Annotated in this window: 12 protein-coding genes, 2 tRNA genes and 1 riboswitch; of the genes, 3 read left to right on the top strand and 11 right to left on the bottom strand. The window is 38.4% G+C overall.

The genetic code is table 11. The features are described 5' to 3' along the window. Positions 1–70 precede the first annotated feature (70 nt). From glpK (ACG72T_RS03890) to ACG72T_RS03860, 7 genes are all read right to left on the bottom strand, one after another. Positions 71–1,570 carry a glycerol kinase GlpK gene (glpK, locus tag ACG72T_RS03890; protein ID WP_395264737.1) on the bottom strand — a complete coding sequence of 500 codons (1,500 nt, stop codon included), beginning with the start codon at positions 1,568–1,570 and terminating at the stop codon, positions 71–73. A gap of 39 nt (positions 1,571–1,609) precedes the next feature. Further along, the gene (glpK, locus tag ACG72T_RS03885; RefSeq protein ID WP_395264773.1) at positions 1,610–3,118 is read right to left on the bottom strand and encodes a glycerol kinase GlpK; all 1,509 of its coding nucleotides are present in this window, start codon (positions 3,116–3,118) and stop codon (positions 1,610–1,612) included. A gap of 112 nt (positions 3,119–3,230) precedes the next feature. After that, positions 3,231–5,771, bottom strand: a complete 2,541-nt coding sequence (locus ACG72T_RS03880) for a YfhO family protein (protein WP_395264735.1) — start codon at positions 5,769–5,771, stop codon at positions 3,231–3,233. 1,188 nt (positions 5,772–6,959) lie between these two features. Further along, positions 6,960–8,315 carry an FAD-dependent oxidoreductase gene (locus ACG72T_RS03875; RefSeq protein ID WP_395264733.1) on the bottom strand — a complete coding sequence of 452 codons (1,356 nt, stop codon included), beginning with the start codon at positions 8,313–8,315 and terminating at the stop codon, positions 6,960–6,962. Between the two features lie 1,135 nt (positions 8,316–9,450). After that, positions 9,451–10,662: an NAD(P)H-dependent oxidoreductase gene (locus ACG72T_RS03870; protein ID WP_395264731.1), complete on the bottom strand. Its 1,212-nt coding sequence runs from the start codon at positions 10,660–10,662 to the stop codon at positions 9,451–9,453. 10 nt (positions 10,663–10,672) lie between these two features. Further along, the gene (locus ACG72T_RS03865) at positions 10,673–11,281 is read right to left on the bottom strand and encodes an NADPH-dependent FMN reductase (RefSeq protein ID WP_395264729.1); all 609 of its coding nucleotides are present in this window, start codon (positions 11,279–11,281) and stop codon (positions 10,673–10,675) included. 95 nt (positions 11,282–11,376) lie between these two features. Then, positions 11,377–12,306 (bottom strand): FAD:protein FMN transferase, encoded by a 930-nt coding sequence (locus ACG72T_RS03860; RefSeq protein WP_395264727.1) that lies wholly within the window; start codon positions 12,304–12,306, stop codon positions 11,377–11,379. A 133-nt stretch (positions 12,307–12,439) separates the two neighbouring features. Here ACG72T_RS03860 and ACG72T_RS03855 point away from each other — a divergent pair, with 133 nt between their 5' ends. Next, positions 12,440–14,260, top strand: a complete 1,821-nt coding sequence (locus ACG72T_RS03855; protein WP_395264726.1) for an FAD-binding protein — start codon at positions 12,440–12,442, stop codon at positions 14,258–14,260. A 195-nt stretch (positions 14,261–14,455) separates the two neighbouring features. Here the strand turns inward: ACG72T_RS03855 and ACG72T_RS03850 are convergent. The 4 genes from ACG72T_RS03850 to ACG72T_RS03835 form a co-directional block, all read right to left on the bottom strand. Continuing rightward, a tRNA-Thr gene (locus tag ACG72T_RS03850) sits at positions 14,456–14,528 on the bottom strand. 78 nt (positions 14,529–14,606) lie between these two features. Next, positions 14,607–14,679: transfer RNA gene (locus tag ACG72T_RS03845), tRNA-Asn, on the bottom strand. Between the two features lie 63 nt (positions 14,680–14,742). Further along, positions 14,743–16,032 carry a serine--tRNA ligase gene (serS, locus tag ACG72T_RS03840; protein WP_395264724.1) on the bottom strand — a complete coding sequence of 430 codons (1,290 nt, stop codon included), beginning with the start codon at positions 16,030–16,032 and terminating at the stop codon, positions 14,743–14,745. A 349-nt stretch (positions 16,033–16,381) separates the two neighbouring features. Next, positions 16,382–17,830 carry an amino acid permease gene (locus ACG72T_RS03835; protein WP_395264722.1) on the bottom strand — a complete coding sequence of 483 codons (1,449 nt, stop codon included), beginning with the start codon at positions 17,828–17,830 and terminating at the stop codon, positions 16,382–16,384. A gap of 81 nt (positions 17,831–17,911) precedes the next feature. After that, a riboswitch (Lysine riboswitch) is annotated at positions 17,912–18,088 on the bottom strand. Between the two features lie 111 nt (positions 18,089–18,199). Here ACG72T_RS03835 and ACG72T_RS03830 point away from each other — a divergent pair. Both ACG72T_RS03830 and ACG72T_RS03825 read left to right on the top strand, forming a co-directional pair. After that, on the top strand, positions 18,200–18,628 hold the full coding sequence (locus tag ACG72T_RS03830; protein ID WP_395264720.1) for a helix-turn-helix domain-containing protein: 429 nt from the start codon (positions 18,200–18,202) through the stop codon (positions 18,626–18,628). A gap of 15 nt (positions 18,629–18,643) precedes the next feature. After that, on the top strand, positions 18,644–19,690 hold the full coding sequence (locus ACG72T_RS03825; protein WP_395264718.1) for a hypothetical protein: 1,047 nt from the start codon (positions 18,644–18,646) through the stop codon (positions 19,688–19,690). The last annotated feature ends 75 nt before the right edge of the window (positions 19,691–19,765 follow it).

Here is a 19,765-nt window from a genome sequence, read left to right as displayed (position 1 = left end):
AATAAAAGCTCTGTTATCCCTTATATATCAACGAATAAAAATAAGAGCCTTTTAATATAGGCTCTTAATCTTAATGGTGCTTAAAGGCCTCTGTTGCCATAACTGCATCTTTCCATCCAGCGTAAAGATTGGTTCTCAAATCTTCAGACATTTGAGGTTGATACGACCTACCAGTTTGATAGTTCTTCTTAATGTCATCAAAATCTTTCCAAAAACCAACCGCCAATCCGGCCATAAACGCCACACCAAGTGAAGTTGTTTCCAATTCTGCGGATCGTTCCAAAGGAGTATTTAAAATATCGGCTTGAAATTGCATCAAATAATCATTAGCTGAAGCCGCTCCGTCCACTTTCAAAACTTCAATCGGCATCCGAGCGTCAGAGCGCATTGTCTCGATGATATCCTTAGTTTGATAAGCAATCGCCTGCAAAGTAGCTTTGACCAAATCCTTATCAGTCGTCCCCCGAGTGATACCAAAAATCGTCCCATGAGCTTGGTTATCCCAATATGGGGCACCCAAACCAGCAAATGCAGGTACGACATACACTTCATCTTGACTAGTTGAGACCTTCGCAATTTCAGAAGTTTCAGGAGTGTTGCTAATTAAGCGCATATCATCCCGTAACCATTGCAACGCAGCTCCGGCCACAAAGACACTTCCCTCTAGGGCATAGCTAACTTTTCCATTCAGACTATAAGCAATTGTCGTCAACAAATTATTATCCGATAAAGCTGGCTTGGAACCAGTATTCATCACCGCAAAAGCACCCGTTCCATAAGTATTCTTGACCATTCCCTTTTCAAAAGCCATTTGTCCAAAGAGTGAGGCTTGCTGCGAGCCGGTCATACCTGTGATTGGAATCTCAGAACCATAAAATTGATAATTCTTTGTTATACCAAATACTTCTGAATTGGATTTCACTTCTGGTAACATCTGACGCGGGATATTAAATAATTCTAATAATCCATCGTCCCACTGCAAAGTATTGATATTATAAAGCATTGTTCGACTGGCATTGGCAGCGTCTGTGGCAAAGTTTTCACCATCAGTCAGCTTCCACAATAACCAAGTGTTAACGGTTCCAAACAATAACTCACCATTTTCAGCCCGAGTTTGTGCACCTTCGACATAGTCTAAGATCCAACGAATCTTCGTAGCTGAAAAATAAGGACTGATAATCAAGCCCGTCTTTTGATGAATCTCGTCACGATATCCCTCTTTGATCAGATCATTAGCCATTTTAGCAGTTTGGCGACTTTGCCAAACAATCGCATTGTAGATTGGTAAGCCAGTCTTTTTATCCCAAACGATTGTTGTTTCACGTTGACTGGCGATACCAATAGCCTTGATTTGGGCTGGTTTAATACCTGAATCGATCAGAGCAGTCGCAATCGTTGTTTGGACCGCATTCCATAATTCATTAGGATCATGTTCGACCCAACCTGGATTAGGCAAAATTTGTTTGATTGGGTGTCTAGCCATCGCAACTTTTTTACCGTTATGGTCAAAAACAATTGCCCGTGCTGTAGTAGTTCCCTCATCAATTGCTAAAATATATTCTTTCTCCATCTCTAACTCCTAAACACCAAAAAAGGCGAAATCCGCCTTTTACTTTCTTACTTTATGCTTAAACTTTCTAGTTGCACTGACAGCTTCTTGCCAACCTTCATACAGATAGTCAGCTTTTTTAGCATCCATTTCTGGTTCAAATGTCGCCCCAGTAGCATATTGTTGCTTAATATCATCTAGGTTATCCCAATAGCCTACTGCTAGTCCAGCTAAAAATGCAGCTCCCAAGGCAGTCGTTTCCAAATCCTTGGCTCTTTGAACTGGAGTTTGTAAAATATCAGCTTGGAATTGCATTAGATAGCGGTTATTGGCAGCCCCACCATCGACTTTCAAAGTTGGGATCTCAATACCTGTATCCTGCTTCATAGTTTCAATAACGTCACGTGATTGATAAGCTAACGATTGCAAAGTGGCCTTGATAAAATCATCTTTAGTCGTTCCACGAGTTAAGCCAAAGACTGCCCCTCGAGCATCGGAATCCCAGTAAGGTGCACCTAAACCAGTAAAGGCTGGTACAACATACACTTCATCGTCATCACTTGAAGCCAAAGCAGCTTCTTCAGATTCCGGAGCTGTATCAACCAAATGCATTGCATCACGCAACCATTGGATAGCTGAACCAGCTACAAAGATACTACCTTCCAAAGCGTAGTAAACTTTGCCATTGATACCATAACCGATGGTCGTTAACAAATTATTATCAGATAGCTTAGGTTTTTCACCAGTATTCATCACGATGAAAGCCCCTGTACCATATGTGTTCTTTACCATTCCTGGTTCAAATGCCATCTGGCCAAAAAGTGCCGCCTGTTGGTCACCGATCATACCAGCGATAGGAACTTCTGAACCGTAGAAGTGGTAGCCCTTAGTTTGACCATATACTTCAGAATTAGGCCGAACCTTTGGCAACATAACTTTGGGAATATTTAGTGCTTTTAGAATTTCATCATCCCATTGAAGGTCGTGAATGTTGAATAACATCGTCCGACTGGCGTTAGAATAGTCGGTCACATGGGCAGCACCACCAGATAACTTCCATAATAACCATGTATCAATTGTTCCAAACAAGAGATCGCCGTTTTCAGCTCGTTTTTGAGCTCCATCGACGTGATCCAAAATCCAACGAATCTTTGTAGCTGAGAAATATGGATCGATCAGCAAACCAGTTTTTTCGTGGATCATCTCACCAAGACCAGCATCTCTCAATTCATCAGCGATGTCAGCAGTCTGTCGACTTTGCCAGACGATCGCATTATAGATTGGTAAACCGGTATTCTTGTCCCAAATGATTGTCGTTTCACGTTGATTCGTGATTCCAATCCCCTTGATCTGCTTTGGCTTGATACCAGATTCGATAAAGACCGTCGCAATCGTTGACTGAACTGCATTCCAAATCTCATTAGCATCATGTTCAACCCAGCCTGGTTGGGGAAAATGTTGTGTGAATTCACGTTGTGCATCGGCAATTTTAGTGCCTTTTTGGTCAAAGATAATTGCTCGAGTACTTGTCGTACCTTCATCAATCGCCATAATATATTCGTTAGCCATCATTTCACCTCATTTTAATGTAAACGTTTCATATTTGAATAGTATAACATCTGCAAAATTTTGCAAACTGTTATCACTTAATTTTTAATATTTTGTTGTTATATTCATTTAATTAAAACAATTTTCTCTTTTTTCTTTCAATACAATTAAAAGTGGCGAACAATCCTACCGATAAGATTGAGATGGACCAACCCAATTTCAATCCAGGAACTCGATAATTTAAAGCCACCTGATGCTTTCCGGCTTTGAGATTTACTGCCATTAAATTATCGACCACTTTATGAATTTTAGCTTTTTTACCATCAACCTTAATGCTCCAACCGTCATCGTAAGGAATACTGAATAGCATTGGCGAATCTTTGGCAACATCGATGGTTCCGCGAACTGTATCGTGATTCAATGTTGATGTGATCTTCAAAGAATTAGCTCGGAATTTTTTAAGGGAGGCTAAGAAGGCCGTTTGATCAAGTGATTGGAAGTAACTTGGATTTAAGTCTAAGGACTTATTGGTCATAATTTTGACGTCGACTTTTTCACCAGTTTTGAAATGTCCTAAGCGTAAAGTGGCTGCACTATAGACATTCATTGAAGCTGTTTGGACTCGTTTGCCATTCACATAAATTTTAGCGGTATCATAGTTCATCGGCGACACATAAAAATACAGCGGTCCACTAGTTCTTGTCGTCAATCGATAGTCATAAAGCGTCTTTTTCCCTACATCAGTTTGATCCATACTGCTGATATCGACATTTTTCAAATACTGATAACTATTACCGTTCAAAGCTTGCCAAAGTAAATCTTGATTAGTCAGAGCTTGCTTAGTGTACATTTGAAAATCATAGACATTTTTATCAACCAAAAATCCCATCGATGGTGCGCTATAATTTTCTTCAACGTGATAATGATTATCCCACTGCCGGATTCGATAATAGACTCCAAACAGAGCATTCGTTAAATTAGTTCCTCCATAGTAACTGATTCTTCGAACATTCAAACTAAAATATCCTAAATTGTGCATCATCTGCAAAGTGTCTTGGTTCAAAGTCGAACTATAGAGGCTCAAACCATTGATATTGAATAAAATAGGGTCGTTATAATTATTATATTTTTCCGGAAAAGCTTTGTTCAACCCTGATTTGGAAACGATTATTCGATGGCCCAATTGTTTTCGACCTTTAATATTTTTCAGGATGTCATTTTCCTTAACGAACTCTGCTCGATATACTAATTGATTGCCTAAACCGGCGGTACTGATTACCGCATTAAAGTTTGCAATCACTTCGAAGACGATCATCAACAACAATAAATTGATGACTTTTTGATTCCGATTTAACCCTAAAAGAATCAGGCCACTGACGATCACACAAACGATACTTAAGAAGAAGTAACGGCCGTCATATTGTCGATTTGGGGTACCGAAGCCGAGTTTCTCGATAATTTTGGGCAAGAGCCATTCTGTAATATAACCGATTGAAATCAAGATCCCCGCTAAACAAGTGCCTCTGACGACGGTATTCTGATCGCGGTAAACGCCGGCATCAAATGCTTTATAGGCCATAAAAACACAAACGAAGGAAAAAATAAAACTATTGCGAAATGGAAAACCAGCGGGGTTTTGGAACATGTGCCAAACCGTGTTGAAAGTCGTCACAAACATACTGATCAACAAGGCTCCAATCAATAGTGATGCATACCATTTATCTTTGTTGCTGATCTTGTTACTGACAAAATAACTCAATAGTAAAATCAAAACTGTCGAAGTCATAAAAACTGACGGACCATGTTCGAGTCTTTGGTCAAAAGTATTGCCGCCAATTCCTAATTGTGTCAATGCCTCTAAACCAAAACGAGCTGAAGGTAAATAATTCCACAAATTAAACGAAGTCTTCGCCGTCTTCATCATTCCGACCAAAGTTGGAACCAAGACTACCATTGAACTCAAGCCTGCCAAAACCGAAGTGATCAAATAATTTCTAATGATCAGCCACTTATTGTTAGCTTGGAATAGTTTATTCTCCAGACCAATATAGACGAAAAAACAAACCGAAAAAATACAGAGCATGTAGCCCAAGTAATAATTAAAAATAATTGCTAAAAGTAAGGAAACATAATAGAGCACGTAACGTTGCTGTTTAATCAGCTTTATCACCCCGACCGCAACTAACGGCAACATGATCAAAGCATCAAGCCACATCAAGTCGTAAAAATATGACGCCACAAAACCACAGAATCCATAAGCGACTGTGAACATGTAATTAGCGAAAAGCGTTTTATTGAAATAGCTTTTTAAAAAGTAAGCCATCGTAACGCCCATCGTGGCAATCTTTAGCATGATGATAATGTTTGCGGCCGCCGGTATCCCTTGTGGACTAAACAAAACGATCAATAAATTAAATGGTGACAACAAATAATAGCTTATAACCGGGAAAAAGTTATCTCCGAGTGATTGGCTGAAGAGATACAAGTGTAAATTACCCGAAACCAACTGCCGTCTGAGCTCAGTTAGAAAAGCTAAATATTGTGTCCCTAAATCACTACTCAAAAAATTATTGCTACCAAATGGGACTAAGCCTGAATAAGCAAATATAAATGAAATAATAATTAGGTTTAATAAAAACGCTCCAAAGTAATACAGGGCATGACGTTTCGACATAATTTTTCTCCTTCAATACTAATCAAATAATATGTGATAATGGCGCCAATTGCAAAAATGACGACAAAAAAAGAGCTTGCATATGCAAGCTCTGTCATCATATTTGTTTTCATATTTGTTTACCTCGGACTAATTATTATTTGATTTTGTTTTTGAATGTGAATGGTTTTGATTTTGTATTTTGTATTTTTGATGGTTTAGTTTAAAAATTTCTTTTCGTTGTAATTTCTGATCATCTTAGTGCAAGCTGCATCTAAGACGGAGACACCCGTTAGAACGAGAATTGGATGTTTTTTCATATTTTTCACCTCGTTTTTTGTATAGCCATACTTGACTATGTAATACATAATATCTGGATATTATGAAGTTGGTCGTAGGAAATTATGAACTTAATGTGAAGTTTCTTGCTTGGTTGATTGGTTGGTTGGTTTGGTGATGCTTTGGTATTGGTTCACTGCCGGCTTCCGTTCGGCTCTGAGGGGTCTGGAACGCCATGGGCATCGCTTTGAACCAATTGAAGTTCGCAATTGTTTCAAAGTCGAGCCTTGTTCTAAGTGTGCTTCGCCCACTAAGAACAATTTCATGGCTGAGACCCCTCAGAGCTCTCACTACAGCCTAGAATGTTAAAACATATTTGGATATCCCTCAAGTGAACAGGTTCAAGAGATAAAACAAGTTCAAAGGCAATAGCAAGTTCAAAGGCTAAAGATTAAAGTCAAAAACTTAAATCCTTAAAAGATAAAATGAACCAGTGTCTTTAAATGAATTAATATCTTTGATAGAAATTAAATAATGTATTGAATTGATATAGATAAAAGTCAATTCAATACATTTTTTTGTCTTGTCCTTTATCTTTTGCCCTTAAGCACCGAGGTTTTCCAGCTTCCACTCCTACCGAGCACAATCAAAAATGTGGGGACCCCTATATATATCACTAACAAATCAAATATGCAGTAACCCAAGTCAGGAGCGGAAGTTCTGGGGGATATCAGTGGTGAAATTTTACTTAATTGGCGAACCTTGCCAATTTAGTAAAAGGTCGAGCTTGAAGACAAGCGGTTCTCTTGGCTCCAAGTCGGCCCACCACGTTCCATATCCCCCAGAACTGGAGCGGATGACGGCAGTGAACAAAAAAAACACTGCACAAAAAAAAGCAGCCTTTCGGCTACTTAATTATTAATATCGTTGCTAATCAGTTACTTTTACTGAGTCAGCTTTTTCTACGGCAGCTCCAGCTAATGCACTGACATAGTTGACTGGCTTGTCAAAGTTTGGTTGGAACAAGAAATCAACCATTGATAATTCATCGATCGTAACGTTCTTTTGAATAGCTAATGATAAGAGGTTGGCAGATTGTGAAACGTCGTACTTACTTGTCAAAGCTCCACCAAGAACTTCTCTTGTTTCTGGATCCCAAACTAAGTTCATCAAAACTGGTGTAGTTGTCAACATGAATTCTGGACGGTAGTTATCTTCCAATGAAACTGTTTCAACTTTCTTGCCTAAAGCTTCGGCGTGAACTTTTGTCAAGCCACTGGCAGCATATGTTCTGCCAAACAATTCAACAGCTGAACTTGCTTGTGTACCCATGTATGCTTCGGTATCTTTTTCGATATTCTTACCTACTAAAATACCTTGACGTACGGAGTTAGTTGCTAATGGAATGTATTGATTGTCTTGAGTTGGGTTGTAGAAGACTGAAGCGGCATCTCCGGCTGAGAAGACGTCTGCTTTACTTGTGTGCATATATTCATCAACAATCAAAGCTCCATTTGGTAATGTTTCAAATTGATCTGAGAACATATCAGTATTAGGACGGAAACCAACGCACATAACGGCAATATCGGCTTCATATGAGTTCTTATCAGTCTTAACAATAACGCTGTGATCTGTTTCTTCGAATGATTGAACTTTTTCATTCAAGCCCAATGTAACGTTGTGATCACGGTAATCTTGTTCTGCTACTGCTGACATATTTGGATCTAAGTTCTTTGCTAAAACATCTGGCAAAGCATCGATCAAGGTTGTTTCTTTACCAAGTGTTGAATAGCCTTCTGCTAATTCGGCACCAATATATCCAGCACCGATAACGATTGCGCTCTTAATATCAGAAGCATTTTCCTTTAATTCTGTAGCGTTAGTCCAGTTCTTGCAGAGTTTTACTCGACTTGAATCAATTCCAGGAATTTGTGGAACGATTGGAGCAGAACCAGTTGTAATAACTAATTTGTCATAAGGCTGTTCAAAGGTTTCGCCGCTAACTAAGTTCTTAACTGATAATTTCTTAGCGTCAAAATCAATGTTAGTTACATCATGTTGCATGTGCATGTGAGCACCCATTTCTGTCAAAGCTTCTGGGCTAGCATAAAACATCTTATTAGGGTCTGAAACACGGTCACTGACCCACAAAGCAATCCCACATGATAAGAATGAAAGGTTATCATTACGTTCAAAGACGGAGACTTCCCAATCTGGATGCTCCTTTAAAATGTTCATTGCTGAAAATGTTCCAGCATGTGTACAACCTACGATACTAACTTTCATAATTGTAGCCACCTTTTTTACGTTATATTTACATTATAGTTAACATTTTAACATAATTAAAGCGTTTACATACTATTTAAAAAAATATATCTGGATTATAAATATTTGAATGTTAATTATAATTGCGTAACGTTATTCCTCATTTTCTCTATATCTGTGTATTAAGTATACAGGCGCCGAAAAAACTAGGTTACCATTATAATTGCACAAATAGTAGAATTTGTGTGTTTAATTATAAATAAATATTTTTATCAAAATTGAGTTACACTGTTTAAACACCTGTGGTATATTGTAATCGTGAAAGAGGTAGAGATATGAAAAATGCAAATTCCTTCTTTTTTTAACTCTTAATGTAGTTAACGGTACATCCTCATATCGTTAATCTTAAAAAGCTTACTCGCCTGGAAGAAAATTGCCCCCCTCAATCAATTTCCTTTCAAGGCGTATCCCATTATAATAATTACTTTGAATGCTTTCATTAATAACAAATCCCTCTCTATTTGACAATTTGGAAATCTCACAAGCGTTCATGTCTTACCTCCGACACTACTGGTAATGCTGCTACACATTCTTGTAGTAAAAAAAACAAGCCCGTCCCCCCAAGATGAGCTAGTTTTTTTTTGCCATTTTTTAATGTTTAGGCTTGAATCAGATTTATAAAAGAAATTTTTTCAAATATGAATCTTTCTGTTTAAACATATGTGGTATATTAATAACTGTGAAAGGGACAAAGATATGTAAATGCTATTTCTTCCTTTTTTTAACTCTTAATGAAGATAAGCGGTACATCCTCATACTGCTTACCTTATGCTTAACGCATTCTGAAAGAAGATTGCCCCCCTCAATCAATTTTCTTTCACACCCTCAAATGCGTATCCCATTACAATAATTTACTTTGAATGCTTTCATTAATTAACAAATTAATTAACAAATCCCTCAAATCCCTCTCTATTTGACAATAATATGGAAACCTCACAAGCATTCATATCTTTTCCCTGACACTACTGGTAATGCCGTTACACGCATGGTGTAACAAAAAAAACAAGCCCGTCCCCCCAGACAGGCTGTTTTTTTTTGCATTTTTTTCAATATTAATTCGAATAAAATCAGACAATTATCATTAATTCGTTTTGATTTAGTGCTTTGAAGCACTCGTTGTAGCATCGACTGTTTCGGTTTTAACTTCTGGTTTCTTAGAAGCACCGGAAGTTGCATCTAATTTAGCATCTGGATCCTTAACTAACTTTTGACCGGTAGCTTTGAGATATTCGTCAACGATTGGTTTTAGATCGACGGCCCACTCATTAACACCTTTGTAGTTGCCTTCTTCATCATGCATTGCTTTGTAATAATGCATAACATGATGCTTTTCTTCGTCGCCACCAGGGACAGGCATTGAAACTAAGTCCGTTTCGCCAGTTCTTAGAGCGTTGATAACTTGCTTAACATGTGTGATGACACGTTCGATGCTTGGATGAACTTTATCTAAACCATCACCCACTTGATCAGGAGTTCTTTTAGCTAACATCTTTTCAGTTGGCAAGAATTTATTGTAATAAATAAATTGATTATTCTCATCGACATAAGTCAATTCAATTGGAATCGTCTTGAGGAAGTAATTCAATTGATTAACTGTCAATAAACCACTATCTAATTTAACGTAAGTATTGCCGTCAACTGCATTGACCTTTTTAGCAGCCTGATCCAACCAATCATCAGCATTCATATCGATACCTTGAACAGTAGTGTCTGTTCCTTTCTTACCACTTAAATCTTCATCTTCGTATCCATTTGTTTGTCCCATCATATTAATCACCTTCGCAAATTTAACAAATTTTTCTAACGTTGATTGTAGAAAATCAATCGTTCGTTGATCCTTTAAATCATCATTTTCATCAAAAGCTTCTTTAACATTTCCTAACAAAAATTCATTCCCTGGCATAACGATAGCGTTGACACCGGGTGCCTCAAGAATCTGACGTAAGTGTAATTGTGCTCTGGAAGAACCTTGATTATGATATGAGGCTCCAACGATCATCACTGGCTTGCCATCCAAAGGATGAACTTCATAAGATAGCCATTCGATCACATTCTTTAACGCTGACGTGACGGTATGATTGTGTTCTGGTGTGGCCATGATAACTCCGTCAGCAGCACTGATCTTGCGGCATAAATTTTGAATTGCTTCACTGTTTGTTTGATCATCATCTTCATTGAACATCGGTACATCATTGATATTCAACAATTCGATATCAGCAACTCCTGCAAAATGTTTTTCCATAAATTGTAGTAACATTCGATTATATGATTGATCGGCAATCGATCCTGCTATTCCAACAAATTTCATCGTTTTCCCTCTAATCTTTGTCCCAGGAGAATTGTTCAGCCTTTTTCTTGTTGATGTCATGGGCATGATTCAATTCTTTGGAAATATTAACGAACTGTTCAAAGTCTTTAAAGAGACCATCCAATTGTTCAACCAATTGAACATCTTTTAAATCTCCTTTATCGTCAAACGCTTGTAATGAATGGCCTAATAAGAATTCAGAACTAGGCATGATCCGAGCTTTTAGTTCAGGTGAATCTAAAATCTGACGCAACTGAGCTTGGGCTCTTGATGATCCTAACGAACCGTACGAAGCACCGGTGATCATTACTGGCTTATCGACAAAGGGATGGATTTCATACGATAACCAGGCTAAGAAACTAGTCAAAGCGGCGGGAATCGAATGGTCATATTCTGGCGTTGAAATTATCACTCCATCAGCAGCCTCGATTCGTTGAGCAATTTTTTTGATTCCCTCAGGAATGTATTGATCAGCACTCTTCTTATAGATTGGAAAGCCTGCAATTTCAACTATCTCAATCGTAGCTTGATCTTGAAAATGTCTTTGCATATATTTTAGCAATTCCCGATTAGTTGATTGACTGGCATTGGTTCCAACAATAGCAATAAACTTATTCATATCATCATCCCATTTTCTATATATTCTCAAGTACATTGTAAAATGATTCACGAATAAAATCAATATAATTTTGTAATCGCTTTTATGTACAAAAATTATATTAAATGAAAGCTCGTCAACAGGCCACTAGTCACATGCGTCTGCAAATCTTTAGTCACAAAAATAGCCTCGATTCCAGGTTGCGATTCTATCAAAGCAGCTCCTTTTTCCATGCCTTGATAAAAGCCAATAGTAGACCAAATCTCGCCATCAATTGAACGATCACTCACAATCGTGACACTGGCCAGATTATTACTGATCGGATAACCGGTCTTGGAATCAAACATGTGGTGATACTCGTGACCATCGATAACTAACTTCCGTTCATAAATTCCAGACGTCCCAATCGACTTTGCCTTAGTTTGAATCACACCTAACGATACATCCCTTGGTGCAGTTGGATTTTGAACCCCAATATTCCACAACTTGTCAGCGTGCTGGCTTGGTCCAACTAATAAGACATTGCCACCTAAGTCAATGATGCCACTTTCTACACCACGTTTTTGCCACAACGCTTTAATACAATCGGCGATATAACCCTTAGCGATTCCGCCCAAATCAATCTCCATACCCTTTTCCAACAAAAAGACTGAGTGCTGTTGGTCATTAAGAAGGATTTTTTCTGGATCAATAATTTTTAGGCGTTCCTGAATAGCTGCATCTGTTGGTTTATTAGCACCCTTGAAGCCAATTTTCCACAATTTAACCAACGGTCCAATTGCGACATTGAACCCTAGATGTTTGCGACTGACCAAGACAGCTTCCTTAATCAGAGCATATGTATCCACAGGAACCTCGACTGCTTTGATCCCGGCGTTGTCATTGATCGACATGACCTCTGATTTAGTTCGATTGACAGTCAACTTATCTTCAAAACGCTGAATCAAGTTATACCCCGCCTCCAAATCATTTTCGGTGGCAGGCGTCGCAACTGATAAATTTATGACCGTTCCTAACGCATAATAACTCTTATTGATTAGTCCCATGATACTTCCTCAATTCGTTTCTAAATTCTTTATAGCAGTGAAACATGTCGTTTTCAATAATGAGAACTTATTCACAATGATTATATTTAGAGTTATATTAATCATAACATTGAGAGGAAATGGAGTGAGTGAAATGTTTGCAGATTCAAATTTAAAATGGAACGCAACTTATGATGTGATTGTCTTAGGATTCGGTGGTGCTGGAGCTTCGGCAGCTCGTTTTGCCGCAGATAACGGAGCCAAAGTTCTCATTACTGACTCAGCACCCGAAGGTCACGAAGGTGGTAATACCCGTTATGCAGGACAAGTTATTTCATCTGGTGATGATCTTGAAGATTTACGTAAGTATTACGAAGATTTAGCTTTCCCTTTGTCATATGATCACGATTTAATGGATACTTTTGTTCAAGGTCTCTATCAAATTCCTAATTATTTGAGTAAATATTTAGGCGTAACGCCTTTTATTATGGGTAAACATCCCGATTCACCAGTCTCAAAAGCCTTGTACTTCATGGCACATGAATACCCCGAATTCCGTGGTCAAAAGACTCATGAACTAGTCGCAGTCCACGAAGGAGTAGCTGACTCGGCACTGTGGAAAAATCTTCGTCAACAAGTCCTCAACCGAGCCGATCAAATTGATGTCTTGTACCATACGCCAGCCAAACACTTGATACAAGATCCTAAGAATCACGCCATTGTTGGTGTCCAAATCGAGCGTAACGGTCAACTATTGAACGTCCAAGCTAAGAACGGCATCGTTATGGCAACAGGTGGCTTTGAAAACAATCCGCAAATGGTCGAGAACTACTTAGGCGAAACTAGCCTCAATCCTATTGGCTCACTCTACAACAAGGGTATCGGCATTAAAATGGCCAGTGAAGTTGGTGCTAAACTCTATAATATGAATAATTACGAATCATATGGCATTTTCCATGGACTCACGCCAAAACCTAAAGCCGGTCAACGTTCACAATTCTTACCATTCGATTGGCCCGCTTTCCATCAAGGCAGTTTAATCGTTGTTGGCGATGATGGTACTCGCTACTTCGATGAAAATGAGATGCACCGTCACGGACACATTCAAGATCACGGAAACTGGCGGATTCCTTTGGCTCAACGTCATCCGTTCGTTATCTTCGACCAAAAGAAGTACGATGAATTAGCTAATGATAAAGACGCCCCTTACCCAGAATTTTTAGACTCAGTTGTTAAAGCTGACAACCTGACTGCTTTAGCAAAAGTCCTCGATGTCACAGTTGAAAAACTTAGTCAAACAATCAAGGACTTCAACCACTTTGCTGAAATAAAGCATGACTATGCCTTTAACCGTGACGCTGATACCTTGAGTGCCTTTGATGATGGTCCTTACTACGCTTTGGCCATGGTACAAGGATTATTGAATACTCAAGGAGGTCCGGTTCATAATTCTCAAGCTGAGGTGCTGGATAATGACGATACGGTGATCCCTCATTTATACGCTGCCGGTGAATTGGGTAGTTTAATGGGACGCCAATATAACGGTGGTAGTAACCTAGCCGAAGATTTGATTTTTGGAAAGATTGCCGGTGAAAATGCTGCTAGTCTTAAAAAAGAAATTGCTACACCGACAGTCGATGCTCAAACTTCTGCCAGCGTTCACGAATCCGGTCTTGGTTCAGATATCGGTGAAGAAAACTATGAGACTAAAGAGAATCAATATATCGGTAAATCGACTGCTGGGATGGGAAATGAAATCGTCGTCCGTGTTACCGCTGAGAACAAAGATGATATTCAAGCAATCGAAGTCCTAAAGCAAAGTGAATCCGATGATTATGGACTCAAAGCAGTCAAAGAATTACCACAAGAAATCGTGGCAAAAAACTCCGTTGATGTCGATTCAATTTCCGGTGCTTCTGCTTCTAGCAAAGCTATCAAAGAAGCTGTCGCCAATGCTTTAAAGCAAATTAAATAATTACTCAAACTATGAAGTTAGAACATAACTGTGGGACAAAAGCACAATTGCTTGTGCTTAGACTAAATAGAGCGGCAACTCGATTTTGAGTTGCCGCTCTATTTACATTAATACTTGTTTTTAGCAGGGAAAATAAAAAAAGAGAAACACTAAGGTTTCTCTTGGGAGTTTGTTACATCAATACTTTATCAAGAATGCCGTCTGCAGGAGTCGAACCTGTGACCGCCGGTTTACGATACCGATGCTCTACCAACTGAGCTAAGACGGCTTAATAAAAAGATTACATCTAATCTCATCAACTAGATGTAATCTATGGGACACCTAGGTAATTCCTAAGTATTTATAACTCCGGTTGTCAGACTCGAACTGACGACAACCTGATTAACAGTCAGGTGCTCTACCAACTGAGCTAAACCGGAATAATTTAATAGCTCTTAACAGAACTATTAAATCTTATCAATTTATAGACTTAAGGTCAATAACTATTTGGCATTTTCTTTAGTAATTTTAGTTACGCCACCCATGTATGGAACCAAAACTTCTGGGATTGTCACTGAACCATCTTCATTTTGATAGTTTTCAAGAATTGCAGCTACAGTACGGCCGGCAGCAAGTCCAGAACCATTCAAGGTATGAGCCAATTGTGTCTTACCATTGGCATCACGATATCTAATATGTGCTCGACGTGCTTGGAAGTCCAAACAGTTAGAACAACTTGAAACTTCACGATACTTATCTTGAGCAGGCATCCAGACTTCAAGGTCATAAGTCTTAGCGGAACTGAAACTAGCATCCCCACTTGAAAGTACGATCACGTGATATGGAAGGCCCAATTGCTTCAAGATATTTTCAGCATTAGCAGTCAATTTTTCCAATTCATTGTATGATTCTTCAGGTTTAGAAACTTTAACCATCTCGACCTTATTGAATTGGTGCATTCTGATCAAGCCACGAGTATCACGTCCAGCAGAACCAGCTTCAGAACGGAAACAAGGTGTCAAAGCTGTAACATACTTAGGCAAATCTTTTTCGTCCAAAATCTTATCGGCAAAGTAATTTGTCAAAGGAACTTCGGCTGTTGGAATTAAAGTCAAAGGATTTTCGTCAACCATAACCGTATAAACGTCTTCGGTAAACTTAGGAAATTGACTAGTTCCAAACATTGCTCCATTGTTGACCAAATATGGAGGGATAACTTCGGTATAACCTTCTTTTTGATGTTGATCCAACATAAAGTTATAAACCGCACGTTCAAGCCGAGCACCCATGCCGATGTAGTAAACGAAGCGTGATCCAGAAACCTTTGTGGCTTGTTCAAAGTCAAGAATTCCTAATTCTTCACCGATATCCCAGTGATGACGAGGTTTGAAACCTTCCTTAGGAATCGCACCAACTTTTCTGATTTCAACATTAGTACTATCATCAGGTCCAACTGGAACAGAATCATCAGGAATATTAGGTAGGCGGACCAAAATGTAATTCATCTTACCTTCAGTTTCTTCCAAGTCAGCATCGATTTTCTTAATGTCAGCTCCAACTTGTTTCATAGCAGCAATTTCATCACTAGCGTCTTCTTTATTACGTTTCTTGTTAGCGATACCTTGGGAAACTGTGTTTCTCTTTTCCTTCAAAGTTTCTGTTTGAACTAACAATTCACGACGTTTTTTATCATATGATAATAGTTCGTCAATTTCATCGCTTTTTACACCACGAGAAGCCAACTTGTTTTTGATCCATTCAGGGTCTTTTCTGATCAATTTAATATCTAACATAAACGCTCTCCTTTTACATATCAGTAATAACTTAATTTACTGTCACCATTTTGATTCAACCAAAACTGTGGCAAAAAAATCTTGAGAAAATAAAAAATGGCCGAATCATCCCTCTAAAGGGACGAATCGGCCATTCGCGGTACCACCCAGCTTCAGCGTATACAAATACACTGCACTTTCAGATTTTATCGGATCAACCCGAACGGCATTACCCGTTGCTAGAATGCTGGAATATATAACCATCACGATTTTCACCAACCATCGCTTCTCTGAAAGGTTTTTGAGTAGGCACTCTTTAAGCTTTTTAATATTCTTCGTTAATCATAATTTAATTTAGATCAAATTTCAACTAGTAGTCAGTGCCTCTTTTAGTTTCTTCGACATCAATATCTTCTAGTTTTAAGAATTTGGTCTTATATCTAATCTTGTAGTAAGCCCAGCAGATGAACAAAATAATCAATCCACTGTAGCTGATCAAGAGTCGGCCAAAGTTAAAGTCAACCATCGAACGAACATCTTGACCTAAGATGATGATGATTCCCAAGACAATGGCCAATAAAGGACCAAATGGGAACCACTTAGCTTTATACTTCAAATCGTCCAAGCTATAGCCCTTATACAGATAAGCTTTTCTGAAACGATAATGTGAAAAAGCAATTCCTAACCAGGCAATGAATCCAGTCAAACCAGAAGCTGCCACTAGTAATTCATAGAACGAATCACCATACAAACTCGTAAATAATGCAACTGCACCAACCAATGCTGTCAAAATCAATGAATAAACCGGTACTCCACGACCATTAGTTTTTTGAAAGGCCTTAGGTGCCATGCCGTTCTTACTCATTGACCACAACATCCGACTAGCAGCGTACAAACCGGAATTAGCTGCCGAAATAACCGAAGTTAAAATAACGGCGTTCATGATTCCAGCTGCCAAAGGAATACCGACTTTTTTGAAGACGATCGTGAAAGGACTGATAGCAATATCTCCTGCTCCTGATCCTAATAAATTAGGACTTGTATAAGGAATCAATGCTCCAATTACTGCAATTGACAAAATATAGAATAATAAAATTCTCCAAAAGACTTGTTTAATGGCCTTAGGAATACTCTTTTCAGGAGTTGCTGACTCACCAGCAGTGATCCCAATCAACTCAGTTCCTTGAAAAGAGAACCCGGCAACGACGAAGACGCTTAGGATAGCTGGTACTCCGCCTACGAATGGTGCACTTTTGTAGGTATAATTTGATAGACCAACTGAACCATGTCCACCTAAGATACCCATAATTGTCAAAATACCACAGATCAAAAAGATAATTACTGCTGCAACCTTGATCGATGAGAGCCAGTATTCCGTCTCACCGAAGGATCCTACTGAAATGAAGTTGATGACTAATAAAATGATCATAAAAGTCAAACTTATCTTCCAAGAAGACCAGCTTGGGAACCAATATCTCACCACCAAAGAAATAGTAGATAAATCTACCGCTAAAGTGATGGCCCAATTGAACCAATAATTCCAACCTAAAGCAAAGCCAAAGGCTGGATCAATAAATTTTGTTGCATATGTAGCAAAAGATCCTGAAACAGGCATATAAGTTGCCATTTCACCAAGACTGGTCATCAAGAAATAAACCATGATACCAATAGCCACATAAGCTATCAAGGCTCCTCCTGGTCCGGCGGTTGAGATAGACGAACCACTAGCAACGAACAAACCAGTACCAATAGATCCACCTAAGGCAATCATCGACAAATGACGGGTCTTCAACGACCTGTTCACATCATTATTTTCCATCTTTAATTCCCCTTTTTTGGACAAAAAAATCCTTATTATCAGAGGAACTACCGACAATAAGGATTATATGTAATTATCCCATTAATCAATAGCTCAACGTTTCTTTGAAACGACAGTCTACTGCCTCTTAAGCAATAGCCCAATCAAGTTACTAAGTAGGAATAACTGATTTCGGCAAACTTCCCTTTCATATTTTTTCAAAGTACCCTATTTGCACTCAAAAATATTAATAATAAAGATTGCACCTCTATCTGATTACAAAATATTATAAATAAATGTTAAGATAGTAGCAAGTAGTGTTTTATATATTTGAAATTTTTAATTAACGTTGCCGGGGAAGACACAATGTTGTAGCAAATTTTTTTAGTCATGCAGGACGTTGAAAAATACCGAATGCTCACAGTTATTAAATCAATACATCCTCGTGAAGTAAACTTAAGTAACATCAGTAACCGTCTCGAATTCACATATCAAAAAACTTATAATATTTTTCAAGCACTGCTTGAAGACTTGGCTGATGTTGCTCCAGATATTGACGCAAGCGATACCCAAATCGAATCAATTGATTTTAGTAAAGTTTCAATCGATACATGCAGATTGTACTTAGTTAAAAATTCGATCGTTTTCCAAGCTTTTAATTATGGACTGCTCAACGTAAATTTATCGTTTGAGAGCTTCAGTAACGAACACTTTACCAGTAAGTCGACTTTAAATCGGCGCATGGCCAAGTTCCGTGCCTTCTTGAAGAACTTTGGTTTAAAGATTTCAAATTCTACACTTGAAATCAAAGGTAATTAAAAAAATATTCGGTGGATGGCATACTACGTTTATTGGTATACCTACCATGGTCAAGAATGGCCTTTCGAATTAGTTCAAGAAAAAATGATCGATGAAATCATCGACAAAGCTCATGTAACTTTCGACAATCCCATCGTTCACTTCCAATTAAAGTATTTCCTAGCAATTTCTAGAATTCGCCTGATCAAACACAACTATATCGACGAATTGCCATACTATAAAGATGTTTTCGGTGATCAAAACCTGGCCAATGACATCCTTGATTCCGATGACTACCCAATCGTTCCCAGCGGCAGTCTTCACAACGAAAACAAATTGATCAACTTATTCAGAAATACAGCCTTTCAACCAAGTGACAGAGCTTTTGAACAACCTATCAATGCTACCGCCAGAATTAATCCCAAGTTCTATGCTCTCGTTTATCACTCTATAGATTTTCTTAAAGAACATTATCACGACGACATGAGTGTTTACCACGATCAAAAGACTTTGAAACATATTATGACCTACGTCACTCGTGACATTGTCTTCTACTACATCATGGCTCCATACTCAGTCATGCATTTGGATACGATGTTTGATAATTACGACGAGCGAGCTTATACCGATTTGTATAAAGATATTTATACCTTCTTCTCCAATATCGATGAGAACGAATTTCCTGGCATCTACATCGCCTCTGAATTGATTTCAAGGGATTTATACCAGGTCCTACCTAGTTACATCTCAACCGTTCGTCAGGAGGATATTATCCGGGTTAAAGTGTTGATAGATCCCGGTAATCAAGCAGCCGAAGTCGTCTTGAGAAATATCCGTAACCTTGAATTCGTCGAAGTCGTTCCTAGTAGTGCCTACGAGAATGTCGATGTTTTAATAACCTCATTAGATATTTTGCCGTTAGACATTGAGAAGAAAAAATATCCAAGCAATCTTAAAGTAATCTCTTGGGATATTTCTTCGACTAGACCAGACTATATCTGGCTCTTGATTCAATTGAATCAAGTTTATGTCCGCAAACTTAAAAGTAAAATTGAAAGTAATAAAGAACAAGAAGCGCTCTAAAGTAAAGAAGGAACCTAATTCAGTTTTTGAATTAGGTTCCTTCTTTATGTTATTGCTCAAGAGCTGACCAAATTG

This window comes from Companilactobacillus sp. FL22-1 (assembly GCF_043951805.1).
GTDB lineage: Bacteria > Bacillota > Bacilli > Lactobacillales > Lactobacillaceae > Companilactobacillus.
The sequence above is the reverse complement of the archived record's forward strand: the minus strand, read 5'-3'. Positions and strand labels throughout refer to the sequence as shown.